The sequence below is a fragment of the Actinomadura rubrisoli genome (assembly GCF_004349215.1).
Lineage (GTDB): Bacteria > Actinomycetota > Actinomycetes > Streptosporangiales > Streptosporangiaceae > Spirillospora > Spirillospora rubrisoli.
The window spans coordinates 1-16,432 of sequence record NZ_SMKU01000203.1 but is presented as its reverse complement, the minus strand read 5'-3'; the positions used below and the strand labels follow the sequence as shown (position 1 = coordinate 16,432).

Below are 16,432 nucleotides of genomic sequence, written 5' to 3'. Positions count from 1 at the left end.
CCGGCCGCCACCTGGCCGCCCCGGCCGGCGGCCACCCCGGCCGCCCCGGCCGCCGAGCCGCCCGGTTCCGCCGGCGTCCCGGCCGGGGGCGGCTGTGCCGGACCTCTGCCGGGCTTCGGGACGGGCGCCCGAGCGGGACCGTCCGAGGACACCCGGGCGGGAGCGCCAACCGGCGGCAAGGAGCCTCAGGACGCCAAGACCAAGCACGGCACCCGCAAGGTGCCCCCGCCCGATCCCGGCACCGCCTCCGACAGCGCCGAGTTCGTGGCGCTGATGAAAGCCTTCCGGTCCTTCCACGGCAAGCCGACGCTGCGGGCGATGGCCAAGGTCTGCTCCCGCCATCCGCGGATCGACCGCCCCTACTCCTACGGAGCCTTCAGCACCATCGGCAAGAACGGCAAGCTGCCCAAGCGCGAGCTGGTGTGCGCCTACATCGCCGGGTGCGGCGGCAGCGACGCCGAGATCGACCAGTGGATCGAGGCCCACAAACGGCTCTCGCTCGACCAGGCCGACCCGTAGACGGCCGCATCCTCCGGGGAGACGGCCCGGTCCCGCGGCGGCGGCCTTCCTGCGCCATCACACGACGGCAGGAAGGCCGCGCGGCTCGGGATGGAGACCTGCTGGGCGGCGGCGTCACGGAGGCCGGCCGCGCGACCTCGCGAAACGTCAATTCCTTTGTCCATCCCGCGCAATCAGACCATAATTCTTCATCACGGCAACGTGCCGGCAAAACGTGGCCGGACCTTGGTTCGCTTTCTCCCGCGATGGAACAGTCCAATCATGCCGATCGAACGCCGAGTGCACGGTGAACACCCAATCCGACAGAGGCGGCACACCACAACCCACAATTAAGCCCAACCGCAACGAGCCCCCTTAGCCCAGATGGCAGAGGCAGTCCCCTTAAAAGGGACCAAGTGTCGGTTCGAGTCCGACAGGGGGCACCAATGCCCAAACGTCGATCACCGTGCGCGAGGCGCCCAGGCACGCACCTCGCGGCGTTGTCGTCGGTCGACGGCCGACACCGGGCCGTCTCCCCCCTCCGCCTTGCGATGCACGCACCCGGGCGCCGCTCACGACGAACGCGACTTATGAAACACGCCCTAACGATCAAGTGTTCGCGGCCGAGGCCGCGGCTCCGGTCCGATGATCCAGTGCTCTTCGCACGTCATGGAGAACACATGGCGGGGATCGGCCAGCGCCTCTCGCTCCTTTCGCAGGTGGTCGGTGTAGGCGCGGGACTCCAGGGCGCGTCTGAGCGCGTCCAGGTCGGCGAACCACATTTGCTCGACGCTGTCGAATGGCGGCTCGCCGAAGACGTAGGCCCCGTCCCGGGTGTGGCAGTGAAGATGACCGCGCACGCCGGGCAGACCGCCCGCCGCCGCCGCGTAGGTGTCCAGCGTCGCCTCCCGGTACCGCTCCAGAGGCATGCCGGGGCTGCGTCTGAGCAGGGTGGTCATCTTGACCCCGCCCGGCGGAGCGTCCGCGGGCGCTCCGAGCCCGATCTCGTGCGGCGTGGTGTCGACCACGATCGTCTGCCAGAAAGCGGCCCAGTTGGGCTCGTCCAGCCGCGCCCCCTGAAGGAATTCCTCGCTCTGCATCGAGGCCAGTTGCCGCTGCTCGTCGTCCAGCCATATTTCGGCGATGCCCTGATGTGGGAGCGGCGGATCGCCCAGGTCCCCGTCGAAAGGGACGCGGGTGTCGACCAGGTAGCGCCGGATCTGCGGGATCTTGGCGGCGTACCGCACCGCGTGGACCTCCAGCCAGTAGCGCTGGAAGTCGGCGGTTTCCATGCCCGGCCTGGGAGCGGCGAGGATGAATTGATGAATCATCACGTCCGCCCGCGGCTTCAGACCTTGTACCGCTTGCGCACGTCAGCGGCGAAGCCCTGGTAGTCGCGCAGCGGCCAGACGGCCTCGAATTCGAGGTATTCGCGCATCGGCAGGCGGCCCAGCGCCGTACGGTCAAGATCGTCAGGCGATTCCACGTCCAGTACGGCGATGACGCGCTTCTGCGCCGCCACCTTCCAGATCCCGACCACCATCCCGGAATCGATGGTCTCCTGGGCGTGCTCGGCCTCCTGCGCCTCCACCTCCCAGAGCTCGTCAAGGCTGATTCGTCCTTCATGGTTCCAGCGCATCTGTATATAGACCAACATGGATCGTTCCCCCGATTCTCGTTACTGTCGTTTCTGTCAGTGGGTCCTGGAACGCAGCAGGACGACCATCTCGTCATGGGCGCCGAAGGTGTCGGCGGCGATGTCGGCGGGCGTCTTGCCGTCGTGGCCGCGCAGGTCCAGCCGGGCCCCGGCGTCGATCAGCACGCGGGCGCATTCCGCGTAGCCGTGCCACAGCGAGTCGTGCAGCGCGCTGTAGCCGTTGGTCGCCCCCTGGTAGTCCAGGTCGGCCTCCGGCACGGCGACGAGCATCCGGGTGATGTCGGCGTGGCCGTTGTAGACCGCCTTGTGCAGCGGGACGGCCCCGAAGGTCGGCTCGACGGCGTTCACGTCGGCGCCGGCGCCCAGCAGCTCCCGGACGATCTCGGTGTGCCCGTCCCTGCACGCCACCAGCAGCGGCGTGTGGCCGTCGTTGAAGCCGCCCAGTATCGGCGCCCGGGCGTCCACGTCGGCCTCGGCGGCCAGGGCCTTGGCGACGCCGGCGAGGTCGCCCGCGACGACCGCGGCCATGAGCCGCTGCTTGCGGACCTGGTCGGCGTCGTGGCGCTCGCGCCGGCGCAGCAGCCTCTCCGATTCCTCAAGGCGTTCCCGGCCCAGCCGGTTCACCCTGAGCTCGTAGTCGAAATGCTCCTTGAGGGTGAATCCGTAGTGGGTCGACACGTTGAGGTTGGCGCCCTGCTGGAGCAGGTACCGGACGATGCCGGGGGCCTTGAACCACAGGGCGTCCATCAGCGGGGTGTGGCCGGTGGTCGGGGCGACCGCGTCGATGAACGCGCCCGCCTCCACCAGCATGCGGACCACCTCAAGGCTTCCGCCCTGGACCGCCTTGTGCAGCGCGGTCGCGCCGGCCCGCGCGTCGCCGGTGTGGACGTCGGCGCCCGCGGCCAGCAGCGCCCGGGTGAGCCCGCCGCCGCCCTGGCCCGCCGCGATCATCAGGACGGTCAGCCCGCTCTTGTCGTCGCGGGCGCTGGGGTCGGCCCCGACGTTGATGAGCTTGACCGCCTCCCGGCCGTCGCCCCGCCGGACGGCGGAGATGAGCCGCTCGTCCAGCACCGCGACCGCCTGTTCCGGCGGCGGCTCCGGCGGCTCCGGCCGCGGCCCCGGCGGCGGCCCCGCGGCCGTCATGGCGCACCTCCCGCCGCCCTGGTGGAGCCCCGGTCCTGGGGGCGTTCTCCCAGTTCGATGAACTCGATGAGGTTCCCCTCCGGGTCGCGCAGGAAGAACGCGGAGACGCCGAGCTGGGGAAGGGTCGCCACGTCCATCGCGACCGTGAGCCGCTCACGGCGGGCGTAGTCGCGCACGGCGGCCAGGTCGGTCACATAGAAGGTGATCTGGGAGAGGCCCTGGACGGTGCCGTGGTCCGGCGGGTCCGGGCGCTCGGGCGCCCGCTGCGCGCCGTACTGCTCCACCAGCTCCAGGCGCAGGCCGTGCCCCTCCAGGTAGGCGATGCGGGCCCCGATCTCGGGGACGGTGTGCGATTGCGCGGGCTCCATGCCCAGGTAGTGGGCGTACCAATCGGTGCAGGCGTCCAGGTCGTCCACGGAGATGCAGGCCGACAGCGCCCAGATGTTCAAGGGCGTCGCGACGTCGGCCGCGTGCCCGGTGGTGTGTGTTGTCATGAGTGTCCCTTGGGTCGGCCGGGCCGTGACGGAGCGCGGCCCGGCCATCTGGTTCGTCAGCCGGCCGCCATGGCGGGCCGGCGTTCGTCCGTCTCTTGTGATCCCTGGCCTTGCGGCCGGTCCCGGCGCTCCAGGACGACGAAGCCCGCGCGTGGCAGCACCACGTTCAGCTCGCCGCCGGTCCCGGGCAGGTCCCCGCCCCGGTTGCCCTGGTCCCAGCCGTTGTATTCGGCGGAGTCGCTGTTGAGGACCTCGCGCCAGGTGCCGTCCGGCAGGCCCTGGATCCGGTAGCCCGCCTCGTACGGGGTGTCCTTCAGGTTCGCCACGACCAGCAGGTCGCCGTCCTCGTGGGGACGCAGGAACGCCAGCACCCGGTTGCCGTTGTGCACGTGGACGACCCGCAGCTCGTGCGTGCGCGCGGCCGGCCGCTCGCGCCGAAGATGGATGAGGTCGCGGTAGAACGCGCAGAGGTTGCGGCCCTCGCCCCGCGCGGCGGCCAGGATGTTCTCCCGGTGCTCCACGAAGTCGTCGTACCGGTAGTCCTCGCTGGCCCCCGACTCCTCGCCCATGAAGAACATGGGCGTCCCGGCCGACAGGATCGACATCCCCGCGGCGAAACGGGCGCGGGCCTCGGCATAGCGGCGGGTCTCGCCGACGAGCGGCGCGTCCCCCACGGCGATGGAGATCGTCCGGCCCGAGTCGCCGCCGGAGTACCGCGAGTTCCCGGCCTCGTCGTGCGACTCGTGGTAGACGACCTTGGCGTCCCCGCTGGCTTGCAGGGCCCCGGCGAAGTAGTCCATCGCCAGCGGACGGCCGTCGGCGATGGCGGCCTGGGTGAGCAGGTTCGCCGCGCCCGCGTGCCCGGTGTCGCCGGCCAGGTGGTGGTAGAAGTCGGCGTACCAGACCGCGTCGAAGCCCAGCCCGCCCGCGTCGGGGTCGTGGGTGACCGCGTCCCATCCGGAATGGTCCTCGGCGAGCAGGAACACCTCCGGCCTGATCAGCCGCAGGGTGCGGGTGAGCTCGCGCAGGAACTTGGCGCCGAAGGCGTTGGCGGCGCCCACCGGGCGGCCGTCGGCGTGCAGCACCGAGTACGCGTGGATGGAGGTGGTCTGGTCCATGCGGAAGCCGTCGACGTGGAACTGCACCATGTGGGCGACGGCGCTGGAGATGAGGTACTGCCGGACGTGCTCCTCCCAGAACCGCGGCGCCCAGGCGGTCGACATGTTGTCGATGTAGCCGCCCGTGGGGTCGGCGTAGTCGCTCTCCCGGCCCTCGTACCAATAGTAGATATTGCGCGAGTGCTCGTCGGAGTCGTAGGCCCACTGCGCCCGCTCGGCGTGGTGGTGGTAGTGGTTGAAGACCATGTCGAGGATGACCGCGATGCCGCGCTGATGGCAGGCCCGGACGAAGTGCTTGAGCTGCTCGCGGCCGCCCGCACTGCATTCGACCGCGTAGTAGTGGGAGGTGCCGTACCCCCACGACGCGGTGCCCTCGAACTCGGAGACGGGCAGCAGCTCGACCGCGTTGATCCCCAGCTCGGCCAGGTGGTCCAGTAGCGCGACGGCGTCCTCGATGTCGCCGGGGACGGGCCTGCCCTCGGAGTCCACGTCGCCGGCGCCGAGGCCGGCGAGGTGCATCTCGTAGATCACCAGGTCCTCGACCCGGGTGGGCACCGGACGGCCCGGATCGTGCTCCTCGCGCCAGAACTCGTCGTCCGGGACCCATTCGCGAGGCGGCCACTCGGGCTCGGAGAAGTGCCGGGTGGACCGGTCGGGATCGATCACGACCGAGCAGCCGACCGTCCCGTCGAGGTCCTGGTAGCGGCCCGAGAACGGCCGGCCCGCCGCGGGGTCGGCCGGGTCGACGGCGCCCCGGCCGATCTGCGTCCGCGAGTACAGGTCGGTGCGGTACGCGACCCGCCCGTTGTCCTTGACGACCTCGAACATGTAGGGCCGGTTGCGCAGCCCCTCGTAGTCGGCCAGGCGCTGGTCGGACGGGTCGGTCGTCCACACGCCCTCGTCGTCGCGGCTCATCGGGATCCTGCCGATGTCCTCGTCGACGCCGGTGCCGTCGTCGGCGATGTAGCCGCTGACGGGGTCGCCGAACACCACCGAGACCGCCTGGGCGTTGGGCGCCCAGACCCCGAACTCCAGCCGGGGACGGCCCTGCTCGGTGTGGCGCTTGTTCGCGCCGAGCCGGCGGGCGGTGCTCAGCCAGTAGTGCTGCGCCGGGGTGGCGTCGGCCAGGACGAAGTCCCGGCCCCGCGCCGTGGACGCCGCGTCCTTGGCCTCGGTGGGGATCGCCCACACGTCGTGGCCGGCCGGGCCGTCGACCAGCACGCCCCAGGAGTAGCCCTGGCCCGCCTGGTCGTCCGGGAACTCCACGGTGGCGCGGAACGCCGGGCATCCGGTCTCGTCGGTGAACTGGTCCATGGGCGTGACGGCCCACTCCTGGCTGGGACGGCCCTGGCCGTCCCAGCTTCCCGACAGCCGCACGTTGCGGAACCCCGGTCGCGGGATACCGGTGTGGTAGATGAACTGGACGGGTCTCATGATTGCTTGACCTCCGTGACTGGGCCACCGCCCGCGGCGCTGCCCGCGGCGACGTCCCGTTCGAGCCGCACCTCGACCAGGAAGGGTCCTTCGTGGTCGAGCATGCTCTTCAGGACGGGTTCGATCTCGGCGGGTTCGGTGATCCGCTGGGCGGGCACGCCGAGACCTCCCGCGACGGCGACGAAGTCGACGCACGGCCGGTCCACGTCGAAGAACCAGGGGAACTCCGCCGCGGGATCCGGGTCGCCCAGATCACCGCGGTAGTCGACCAGGTTCTCCTTCAGCAGCCGGTAGCCGGAGTTGTGGCAGACCACCAGCTTGACGTCGATCCCGTGGTGCGCCGCCGTCCACAGCGCCTGGAAGGTGAACATCGCGCCGCCGTCGCCGGTGAACCCCACCACCGTGCGCTCCGGATGGGCGATCTTGGCGCCCACCGCGCCCGGGATGCCGACGCCGAGCGTGCCGCCGGGCGTCTGGAAGAACGCCCCGGGCAGCCGCGGCGGCAGCCAGCGGGTGAGGTCCGGCGAGTGGGTGAGCGCCTCGTCGAAGACCACCGCGTCGTCCGGCAGCAGCGCGGCGAGCCGCTCGGCCACCGCCGACATCCGCAGCGGCACGCGGTCGCGGACCGCGCGGTCGGCCTCCAGCGCCGCCCGCCGGGCCTCCTCGTGCCGCGCCCCGATCCACTCGGCGCGGCGCGCGGACTCGGCGCCGCCCTCCTCCCCCTGCGCCTGGCGCAGCGCCGGGGTCAGCGCCCGCAGCGTCAGCCGCGGGTCGCTGACCAGGCCCAGCGTCACCGGATGGTTCTTGGCGATGGCGTAGGGGTCCAGGTCGACGTGCACGATCCGGGCGTCGTCCCTGAACGGGCTGCCGGTCAGCGGGAACACGTCCGGGAACAGGTAGGTGCCGCACACCAGGACCGCGTCGGCGTCGGCCACGGCCGCGCCGCTGTGCTCGCCGAACATGTGCCCCATGAGCCCGTCGCAGAGCGGGTGCGTCCACGGGAAGAGCAGCTCCGAGGCCATCGACAGGCACACCGGCGCGCCCCAGGCCTCGGCGAACCGCTCCAGCTCCGGGACCGCCTCGCTGGCGGCGACGCCGTCCCCGACCAGGATCAGCGGCGACCGCGCGCCCGCCAGCAGCTCCGCCGCCTCCCGCAGGCGCGCCGGCTCGGGCAGGACCCGGGTGTCGGGGACGACCGTCGGCAGCACCGGCTCGTCGTTGACCTGGTCCAGGACGTCCTGCGGCAGCGCCAGCAGGACCGGCCCCTGCGGCGGCGTCGCCGCGACCTTCATGCAGCGCCGGAACTGGCGCAGCACGCTGGCCGGATGGACGGCCCGGGTGGCGTACTTCGTGACCGGGCGGGCGATGCCCACCAGGTCGGCCGCCATGTGGGCCTCAAGCGGCTCGTAGACGACCCCGGCCTCGCCCGCGAGCACCACCATCGGCGTGCCGCGCTGCTTGGCGTGGCACAGGCTGCCGACGGCGTTGCCGAGCCCGACCCCGCTGTGCAGCAGCACCACGCTGGGACGGTGGGTGGCCTGCGCGTAGCCGTCGGCGAGGCAGACCACCGCCGCCTCCTGGAGGCCGAGCACGTACCCGACGTCGGGGAACCGGGCGATCTCGTCCAGTAGCCCCTCTTCGGTCGATCCCGGATTCCCGAACAGGTGCCGGACGCCGTCGGCGCGCATCTGCTCCAGCAGGCGCCGGTGCCCGGTGACTCCCGTCATGGTCACCACCCCCACCGCCGGAGGCCGTCATCGAGCACCTCCACCAGCTTGCTCCCGGTCAGCACGCTGTCGCCAGTGGACCGCCCGGTGATGAACGGATAGTCCACGATGACGCTCGTCGGGCTTCCGAAGTTGCCGTGGTAGGCGCCGTCCGGGGCCGTCGCGTCCCGCAGGATGAACTCCAGCGGGTAGGGCGGCGGCCCCATGTTGAAGTCGAGGAACGTGTCGCGGGACTCCACGAAGTGGGTCCCGTCCTGGTAGTCGTACTCCAGGCAGTGGCCGGTCACGTGCTTGCCTTCGAGGATGCACGCGCGCTGGTTCATGTCCCGCGCGAACGCCAGGCACGCCACGCCATAGCATTCGGCCGCGATCGGCTTGCCGGCCTTGTGGAAGGCCAGGATCAGATCGTGCACCCGCTGGTTGTTCACCATGTCGACGATCGGTCCCGAGCCGCCGACGATGAGCAGCGCGTCGTACTCCTCGACCGCGCGCCGCTCCGCGGCCCCCAGCGCCCGGCGGTAGTTCTCCAGCAGCCGGACGAACTGCGGGTGGGCGAAGTACGGCCGCTGCGGGAACCAGCCGGCCAGGCTGATCGGGTCCTGTAGGCGGGCCCCCTGCTCGGTGGACGGATCGTCCATCTCCCGGACCCGCGCGGCCATCTCCGGAGAGGTGACCGTGCGCTGCAGCGGCGGGTCGAAGAAGTCGGCGTCCATGCTCACCGGGATCGCGTTGGGCCGCTTGCCGGTGGGCGTGCAGAAGTCCACCGCGTACCCGGCCCGGTCCAGCTCGTCCAGCGGTCCGATCAGCTCCTCACCCCAGTACCCCCATTCCGACAGCAGGGTGAGGACCTTGCCCCGGCGCCCGCTCGGGCCGCCGCCCGTGCGGGCCGCTCCCGATTCCGTGGCGGGCGCCGCGCCCGTGCCCGCGGCGGCGGCCTCCGCCGGTTCGGGCACGCCCGACTCGCGCCGGGAAATGATCAGATCGCGGACCGTGTCGACCAGCGTGCCGGTGGCGTGCCACGAGGTGCTGGTGACCAGGTCGTCGTCCACGACGACCTGATCGTCGACGGGCGTCTGCGCGGGCGGCGGCGTGTAGACGGCGCCCGCGTTGAGGACGTCCGCGATCAGCACGCCGTTGCAGGTCACCGTGCGGCCGGCCAGCAGGTCCGGCGACGGCGTGAGCAGCCACAGCGCGTGGCAGGGCGCCGCCTTGATCACCCGCCGGTCCTGCATGGCGCGGCGCATGAACCGGACGGCCGGCACCTGCCGCACCGCCTCCGCCGCGATCTCGCTGGTGGCGGGCGCGTCCAGATAGCGCATCCGCACCGTCGGATAGTTGGCCACCGCGATGACCGCGTCGTAGCCGGACGGGTCCACCTGGTCGACGTCCAGGCTCACCTCGATCCATTCCAGCGGCGGGACGTTCCCGTCGCCGTCGGGCTCTACCGTCGAGTAGAAGCGCAGGCTGGGCTGGTCCCACAGCCGGGAGACCAGGTCGACCTGGGCGCCGTACCCGGCGAAGCGCTCCTGGATCGCCCGCAGTTCCCCGGGGATGTACTGGCTCTCGACCAGGACGGCCACCCGCGCGCCGGCCAGGGGCCGGTCGGTGGGTCGGTCGGTCATGACGTCCTCCTGTCCCGTGGCGTTCGATGGCCTTCAATGCACCGCGAACTCGACCATGAGGTCGATCGAGCCGTCGCGCTGGCTTGCGGTCAGGTCGTCGACGGGGATCTGGAAGTTGTTCGGGTCGTCGGGCTTGAGGCTGTCGGTGTAGTCGACGCCGTCCACGAACACCCGCTCGATCTCCACCTTGTTGAGCGGCATGAAGTCGGGCAGGACGTTGATGCTCTCCTGGCCCCGCGAGTCCAGCAGCTTGAAGTGCAGGCTGAAGCTGCCCGTCCCGCCGGCGTCGACGTAGGCGCGGGTGTACAGGTGCGCCAGGTAGTTCAGCTCGAAGGCGTGGTAGCCCGAGACGGAGTGGCCGCCCTTCGACCCGTACATCCCCTGGGTGATCGGCTGCCCGCCCTCGGTCGTGCGGAAGAAGATGCCCTGGTGGTCGCGGTCGAGGAAGAACAGGTTCCAGAACGCCGCGCACTCGCGGGCCAGGTCCAGGTACCGCTGCTCCTTGGTGGCCCCGTACAGGATGAGGTAGGCGAGGATGGCCTGCTCCTGCTGCCAGAAGTCCTTGGTCGTCCCCCAGCTGAACTCGATCGGCATGCCGTTGGCGGGCTCCCGCTCGACCGAGTCGAAGATCCCGCCCCGGAACGGGTCGACCGCGCCGATCTCGGCCATCCGGTCGCCGAGCCGGGTCGCCAGCTCGATGCACCGACCGCTGAGGTCCTTGACGCGCGCGGCGGCCTCCTGGTCCCCGTGGGCGAGCAGGTCGCGCTCGCGCTTGTCCAGGTAGAACGAGCAGCGGGTCAGGTTCCAGGCGATCTTGAGGTTGTGGCCGACCACCGCGCGGTTCTGCTGCCAGCGGTACTCGTGGTCCGGCGTCCAGTCGGCGTGGAACCGCTCGTTGACGTAGTCGCTGCCCTCGTCGGGGAACTTCTCGATGATCAGCGTGACCGTCTCCTCCAGGAGCCCGATCGCCTCGTCCTGGAACGCGTCGAGCTCGTCGCGGCCGGCGCGGCGGGGCAGCGGGTCCAGCCCCAGGATCAGGTTGACCAGGTAGGCGGGGATGTGGTCGCCGACGGAGTTCCAGTTCTTGCGGGACCGGTTGTCGCCGAGCGCGGCCACGTCAGGCCGCCTGGTCACCGGGTCCAGGTGCGAGAAGTACCCGCCCAGCCCGGGCAGGCCGCGCTCCCTGGCCGCGTCGTCGTCGCGGTAGAAGTCAAAGAACGTCCGCACGGTGCGGCGGATATCGTCCAGCGCCGCCCAGTCCGCGCTGATCCGGTAGAACTGGGCGAGCCCGGCGAGAGCGTAGATCTGCTCGTACAGCGGGATGGCGCCGTAGTCGTCGCCGAACTCCGAGGCCACGATGAGGCGCTCCCCCTCGGAGGTGCCCCGCCGTCCGAACGCCCAGAAGCAGTGGCGGCCGTCATGCGAGAGCGTCCGGAACGCCTGGCGCTGGAACTCCACGGCGGCCTTGGCGGCGTCGAAGTACCGGTCGGTGCCGGTCATCAGGTAGGCCGACGACAGCCCGTAGATGAGGCGCGACAGGGTGGCGCACTCCTGGACGGTGTCGTCGCCCGCCTGCCCCAGGGCGTTGAGCTGGGTGCGGTAGCCGCGGGCGAAGTCCTCGCTGGTGTACTCGCGGTCCCCCGACAGAAGCTGGTCCAGCCAGCGGTCGGCCAGCCGGCTGATCTGGTCGATCCACCAGTGCGTCTCCTCGAAGCCGTACTTGCCGCCGAGGCTGGGCTGCAGGAGGTAGACGGTACGGCCGTCGAAACGCTGCTTGCCGTCGGCCTCCATGTTGTTGCCGCGGACGTAGACCAGCGCGCCCTCGGCCAGGTAGCGGGTGAGGCCCGCCTTGACGGGGTCGCCGTCGGACTGCGCGGGCTCCTCCGTGCGGTCGCGCGGCATGCCGTCCACGTTCGACATGACCTCGTAGTAGGTGGTGGCGCCGACGTTGATCGTGACGGCGTCGCCGCTGCGGCACTGCAGCGTGAAGGACTTGGCGTCCTGGTCGACGCCCGTGACCTTGCCGGCCACCGTCATCGTCTCGGCCTGGTTCTTGAAACCCATGACTCCCCTTAGCCGGTCCGGCGGCGGGCCGCCGCCGGACCTTGAATACATCGTGCTATCGACTTACTGAATGCGCGCCACAATGACGCACTGGGAAGAGAACAAAGCTTCCGGACCGGGCGCGCAACGCGCCCGTCCAGCGGTATCGCTAGCGCTATTACCCCCCTCAAGATCAACTGTTGGACACATCCGAGCCATTACCTACCGCGGCGGCGGTGGCCTCAACCGCAGCGAAGTGTCACTTCAGCGTCAAGTTCGCGGCAACTCCCGCACGCTATTCGCAGATTGCGAGAACTGGCGCCCGATCTCTCGGCGAGGGCTGGTCACAATGGGTGGCGCTACTTATACTCGCCGCATGGATGTCATCATGGCCGCCGTCATTGTTGCCGCGGCAATACTCGCGACGCTGCTCTTCCGACGCCGACGCAAAGTACATGCCGATCCCGAAGAGGGCATCACTGTCAAAGACCTTGTCGGGCCCCTGGAAACCCTTGCCGTACTCGTTATCGCGTTCGTCATGGTCCTGGCCGCCGAGTCCTACTCCGCCGCCGAGGGAGCCGCCAGCGGCGAGGCGGCCGCGATCGACGGCATCGACTCGATGGCCACCCTGCTGCCGGACCCCACCCAGGAGAAGGTGAAGGCCGCGACCGTGTGCTACGCCAGGGCCGTCATCCGCAAGGAGTGGCCGGCCATGGCCGCCGACAACCGGTTCTCGCCCGAGCCCGACCGCTGGCTGGACAGGCTTCGGGACACTTTCAAGGAGCTCCGCGACCCGACCATGTTCAAGCTGCTCACCGACGCCGACAGGACCCGCTCGACCGATCGGCGCGAGCGGGTGGAGCAGTCGGCACCCGCGATCCCCACGGCCGTCTACTGGTTCATGGTCCTCACGGTGATCGCCATGGTGGCCGGCTACGCCATGTCCCTGCCGCGGCGCCGCCAGGGTCCTCAACTGGCGGGGCTGTGGGTCCTGGCGGCCCTGCTCGTGGCCTCCCTGTACCTCATCTGGGACATCGACCGGCCGTTCCGGGGCCTCGTCCCGATCAAGCCGGGATCCATGCAGTCGATCGAGACCGACGCGACGAAGGACTTCCTGCACCGCTTTGGCGCGGCCCGGCTGCCGTGCGACCGGGACGGGATGCCGCGCGGTTCCGGCGGACGGGCATGAACCGGCCGGGAACCACCCCGCTCCTGCCATGTGCGCTGTTCGTTCTGAACCGTTCTGAAAACGGCCCGTCACGAACGGTGCATTCACGGAGACGGTCGGACAAGCGAGGCCGCCCGCCTCCGCCCACGGACGGCGGTCGCAGAAGTTGCGAAGATCTTGCACGGAATGCGAGTGCCCTCACTTTGAACGCGAAGGCCATTCACGTAAAGCGCGGCGAGCCGAGCGCTCCGGACGCGAAACCCCAGAAATAACCGCCCGCACAGTGAACCGATCATTCACCGGCGCGTATTCTCTGTCACCCACCCAACAAAACCGGTCAGGACAACCTATCCGTGCAGCGACACAGCAGGGATAAAAACACCCTCTCATCCCCATCCCGCACCCATGCCCCCAGATCGTCGGGGCCGCATGGCTCCGCACCGACATCACCGCACCCATCGAGGAGAACCCCGTGAACCGCCAGACGATCACCTACACCTGGAGGCTGCGCGAGGTCATGGCGGCCCGGGGCCTGCACACCATCTCCGACCTGATCCCGCTGCTCACCGCGCGCGGTGTCACGCTCTCGACCTCGCAGATCTACCGGCAGGTCGGCACCCGCCCCGACCGGATCTCGCTCACCGTCCTCGGCGCGCTCATCGACGCCCTGGAGTGCACCGTCGAGGACCTGTGCGCCTTCGACGTCCACGGCGCCGTCCCGCCGGCCTCCGGCGCCGGGCACCCGGTCGTCCTGGCCCAGCCCGACCGGCGGGCCCCGGGGCCTCCGCACCGGCTGGCGGGTCCGCACGCACCCGCGTCCGCCGCCGACGCCGGCGCCCGCGAGACCGCCGACGAGGACTTCACGCAGAGCGCGTGACCCGCCCGTCCTCTGGTAGACACACCGGAGGCGGGAGGTGGGGCGCATGGCCGTTCCGGAACGACTGGCGTGGGCGGTGGAACAGCTCGCGGTCCGGCCGGACGACCGGCTGCTGGAGATCGGGTGCGGCACCGGGGTCGCGGTCTCGCTGGTCTGCGAGGCGCTGGCGGACGGGAGGATCACGGCGATCGACCGGTCGGCGAAGGTGATCGCCGGGGCCGAGCGGCGCAACGCCGCGCACATCGCCGCGGGCAGGGCGGCGCTGCGGACGCAGGCGCTGGAGGATCTGGCCTCCGGCGGCGAGCGGTTCGACAAGATCTTCGCCGTGAACGTCAACCTGTTCTGGGTGCGCCCGGCGCGGCGCGAACTCGCCCTGATCTCCGGCCGGCTCGAACCCGGCGGCGAGCTGTACCTGTTCTACGAGCCGCCGGCCGCCGAGCAGGCCGCGGGCCTCGCCCGGACCGTGGCCGAGGCGCTCACCGACGGCGGCTTCGCCACCGGCACCTCGACCGCCCCGACCGCGAGGTCGGCGCTCGTCTGCGTGAGGGGCCGCAAGGCCGGATCGTGAGGGGCCGCAGGGCCGGGCGAGGCCCGCACCCAAGCCCGCTATAGCGGTTTGGGCATGCCTTCCTCCGAAAGAAGCATTGGTCAGGTATGACGCCAGGTCACAAGATGGGTGGCATCGATTCCCGCACCATCTTGACCGAGAGGAACGACCGTGGCGCCGAGCAAGACCGCGGAGGTCATCGGAGCAGGGCTCGCCGGGCTCACCGCCGCCACCGCCCTGGCCCAGCGCGGCTGGACGGTGCGCCTGCACGAGCGGGAGACCGAGATCCGCGCGATCGGCGCCGGCATCTACGTCTGGGGCAACGGCCTGGCCACCCTGGAGGCGCTCGGCCTGTACGAGCGGGCCGCGGACGGCGCCCACGTCGGGCCGGTGCTGGAGACCCGCGACCACCGCGACCGCGTCGTCGAGGAGGTGCCGATCAACGGCCCCGGCCAGGCGCGGGTCCTCACCATCATGCGCGACCACCTGATCAACACGCTGATCGACGGCGCCGCGAAGGCGGGCGTGGACATCCGCACCGGCTCGGAGGTGGTCGAGGCGAGCCCCGACGGCGGCCTCGTCACGCGGTCCGGCGCGACGTCCCGCGCCGACGTCGTCCTCGCCGCGGACGGGGTGAACTCCCGGATCCGCCGCCAGTACGACATCGTGGCCCACCGCGCCGCCGCGAGGCAGGGGGCGACGCGGCTGACCGTGCCCCGCCGTCCCGGCTTCGTCCCCGACCGGGACCAGAGCAAGTACATCGAGTACTTCAGCGGACGGCGCCGCGTCCTGTACACCCCGAGCAGCGAGACCAGCCTCTACGTCGCCCTCGTCGCGGACGAGGACGACCGTCCCGCGAGCCGCATCCCGGTCGACACGGCGGCGTGGATCCGGTGCTTCCCGCACCTGGAGGCGCTGCTCGGCGCGTGCGCGGGCGTCCCCGGGCGGTGGGACACCTTCCAGTTCCTCACCCTCACCCGGTGGTCGATGGGCCGGCTGGCGTTCCTCGGCGACGCCGCGCACGCGCAGCCGCCCTACCTCGGGCAGGGCGGCGGCTGCGCGATGATGAGCGCGCTCGGCCTCGCCGACGCGCTCAGCGGCTCGGACGCGCCCGTCGACCAGCGGCTGCGCGACTGGGAGTACGCCGAGCGCCCGACCATCGAGCACACCCAGCGCTGGTCGCACCGGCTCGGGCGCCTCAACTACGTCCCCGACGCCGCCCGCACGCCGCTGCTGAGGGGGAGCCGGTTCCTGCCCCGGCTGGGCGCCTCCCGGCTGCGCGCGGCCCTGACCGTCCCGACCGGCGCCGGGCGGTTCGCCGGCTCCGCCGCGGGCCACTGAGAGGATGGGCATGACCTCCACCGACCTGAAGGCCGTCCGGATCGGCGGCCACCCGATCACCTACCTGGACCAGGGCCCGCGGGACGCGCCCGCCGTGGTGCTGATGAGCGGCTGGTGCCACGACCACCGGCTCTTCGACCGGCTCCTCCCCCACCTCGCGGGCGACCTGCGCGTGCTGTGCGTCGACTGGCGCGGCCACGGCGAGGACCGCTCCCCCGTCGCCGACTTCGGCTACCCGGAGCAGGCGTCGGACACGATCGCCGTCCTGGACGCCCTGGGGGTGGACCGGTTCCTCCCGGTGTCCCACTCGCACGGCGGCTGGGCGAGCCTGGAGATCGCCGAGCGGGTCGGCACGGCGCGGGCGCCGCGGCTGATCGTCGTCGACTGGCTGATGACCCCGCCGGCGCCCGGCTTCGCCGCCGGGCTCGCCGCCATCCAGGATCCGGAGCGCTGGATCGAGGGCAGGCGGGGCCTGTACGAGGTGTGGATGAACGGCCACGAGCACGAACGGGTGCGGCGCCACCTGGAGGAGGAGATGTCCGGGTTCGGCTTCGAGATGTGGGCCCGCTCCTGCCGGGTGATCGCCGGCGCGTACGCCGAGTTCGGCTCGCCGCTCCGGCGGATGGCGGGCCTGGCCGAGCACCGCCCGGTCAAGCACCTGTTCTCCCAGCCCACCGACCCCGCCTACGAGCAGGCCCAGATCGACTTCCGCGCCCGGCACCCCTGGTTCGACTACCGGACGCTGGGCGGCCCCACCCACTTC

Annotated in this window: 13 protein-coding genes, 1 tRNA gene and 1 pseudogene; 7 read left to right on the top strand and 8 right to left on the bottom strand. The window is 71.2% G+C overall.

Translation table 11 applies throughout. The annotated features are described in order from the left end of the window. Together E1298_RS48495 and E1298_RS30115 are read left to right on the top strand one after the other, a co-directional pair. Window positions 1–519, top strand: a pseudogene (locus E1298_RS48495) (hypothetical protein); the annotation flags it as partial. Between the two features lie 348 nt (window positions 520–867). After that, window positions 868–944, top strand: a tRNA-Leu gene (locus E1298_RS30115). A gap of 156 nt (window positions 945–1,100) precedes the next feature. Here the strand turns inward: E1298_RS30115 and E1298_RS30110 are convergent. From E1298_RS30110 to E1298_RS30075, 8 genes are read right to left on the bottom strand one after another with little or no spacing between them, the layout of a single operon-like run. Then, window positions 1,101–1,790, bottom strand: coding sequence for an EthD domain-containing protein (locus E1298_RS30110; protein WP_207944918.1), 690 nt, complete (start codon window positions 1,788–1,790; stop codon window positions 1,101–1,103). A 56-nt stretch (window positions 1,791–1,846) separates the two neighbouring features. Next, the gene (locus E1298_RS30105; RefSeq protein WP_131899208.1) at window positions 1,847–2,155 is read right to left on the bottom strand and encodes a muconolactone Delta-isomerase; all 309 of its coding nucleotides are present in this window, start codon (window positions 2,153–2,155) and stop codon (window positions 1,847–1,849) included. Between the two features lie 36 nt (window positions 2,156–2,191). After that, on the bottom strand, window positions 2,192–3,298 hold the full coding sequence (locus E1298_RS30100; protein ID WP_131899206.1) for an ankyrin repeat domain-containing protein: 1,107 nt from the start codon (window positions 3,296–3,298) through the stop codon (window positions 2,192–2,194). Beyond that, window positions 3,295–3,792 carry a VOC family protein gene (locus tag E1298_RS30095; RefSeq protein WP_165975736.1) on the bottom strand — a complete coding sequence of 166 codons (498 nt, stop codon included), beginning with the start codon at window positions 3,790–3,792 and terminating at the stop codon, window positions 3,295–3,297. The genes E1298_RS30100 and E1298_RS30095 overlap by 4 nt, the downstream gene beginning before the upstream one ends. A gap of 56 nt (window positions 3,793–3,848) precedes the next feature. After that, on the bottom strand, window positions 3,849–6,344 hold the full coding sequence (locus E1298_RS30090) for an alpha-amylase family glycosyl hydrolase (RefSeq protein ID WP_207944917.1): 2,496 nt from the start codon (window positions 6,342–6,344) through the stop codon (window positions 3,849–3,851). Next, the gene (locus tag E1298_RS30085; RefSeq protein ID WP_131899202.1) at window positions 6,341–8,071 is read right to left on the bottom strand and encodes a thiamine pyrophosphate-binding protein; all 1,731 of its coding nucleotides are present in this window, start codon (window positions 8,069–8,071) and stop codon (window positions 6,341–6,343) included. Before E1298_RS30085 ends, E1298_RS30090 begins: the two co-directional genes overlap by 4 nt. 2 nt (window positions 8,072–8,073) lie before the next feature. Beyond that, a complete protein-coding gene (locus tag E1298_RS30080) occupies window positions 8,074–9,693 on the bottom strand; it encodes a DJ-1/PfpI family protein (protein ID WP_131899200.1) in 1,620 nt (539 codons plus the stop codon). Window positions 9,694–9,726: 33 nt separating this feature from the next. Continuing rightward, on the bottom strand, window positions 9,727–11,757 hold the full coding sequence (locus tag E1298_RS30075) for an AGE family epimerase/isomerase (protein ID WP_131899198.1): 2,031 nt from the start codon (window positions 11,755–11,757) through the stop codon (window positions 9,727–9,729). Between the two features lie 355 nt (window positions 11,758–12,112). On the opposite strand from E1298_RS30075, the gene E1298_RS30070 reads away from it, so the two are divergent. The 5 genes from E1298_RS30070 to E1298_RS30050 form a co-directional block, all read left to right on the top strand. Then, on the top strand, window positions 12,113–12,925 hold the full coding sequence (locus tag E1298_RS30070) for a bestrophin-like domain (protein ID WP_165975735.1): 813 nt from the start codon (window positions 12,113–12,115) through the stop codon (window positions 12,923–12,925). Window positions 12,926–13,376: 451 nt separating this feature from the next. After that, entirely contained in the window at window positions 13,377–13,781 is a 405-nt protein-coding gene (locus E1298_RS49690) for a helix-turn-helix domain-containing protein (RefSeq protein ID WP_207944916.1), read from the top strand. A 46-nt stretch (window positions 13,782–13,827) separates the two neighbouring features. After that, the gene (locus E1298_RS30060; protein ID WP_131899194.1) at window positions 13,828–14,349 is read left to right on the top strand and encodes an SAM-dependent methyltransferase; all 522 of its coding nucleotides are present in this window, start codon (window positions 13,828–13,830) and stop codon (window positions 14,347–14,349) included. Between the two features lie 150 nt (window positions 14,350–14,499). Beyond that, a complete protein-coding gene (locus E1298_RS30055) occupies window positions 14,500–15,669 on the top strand; it encodes an FAD-dependent oxidoreductase (protein ID WP_131899192.1) in 1,170 nt (389 codons plus the stop codon). A 10-nt stretch (window positions 15,670–15,679) separates the two neighbouring features. Continuing rightward, window positions 15,680–16,432, top strand: a 753-nt coding sequence (locus E1298_RS30050; protein ID WP_131899190.1) for an alpha/beta fold hydrolase, incomplete at its 3' end; no start/stop codon positions are given.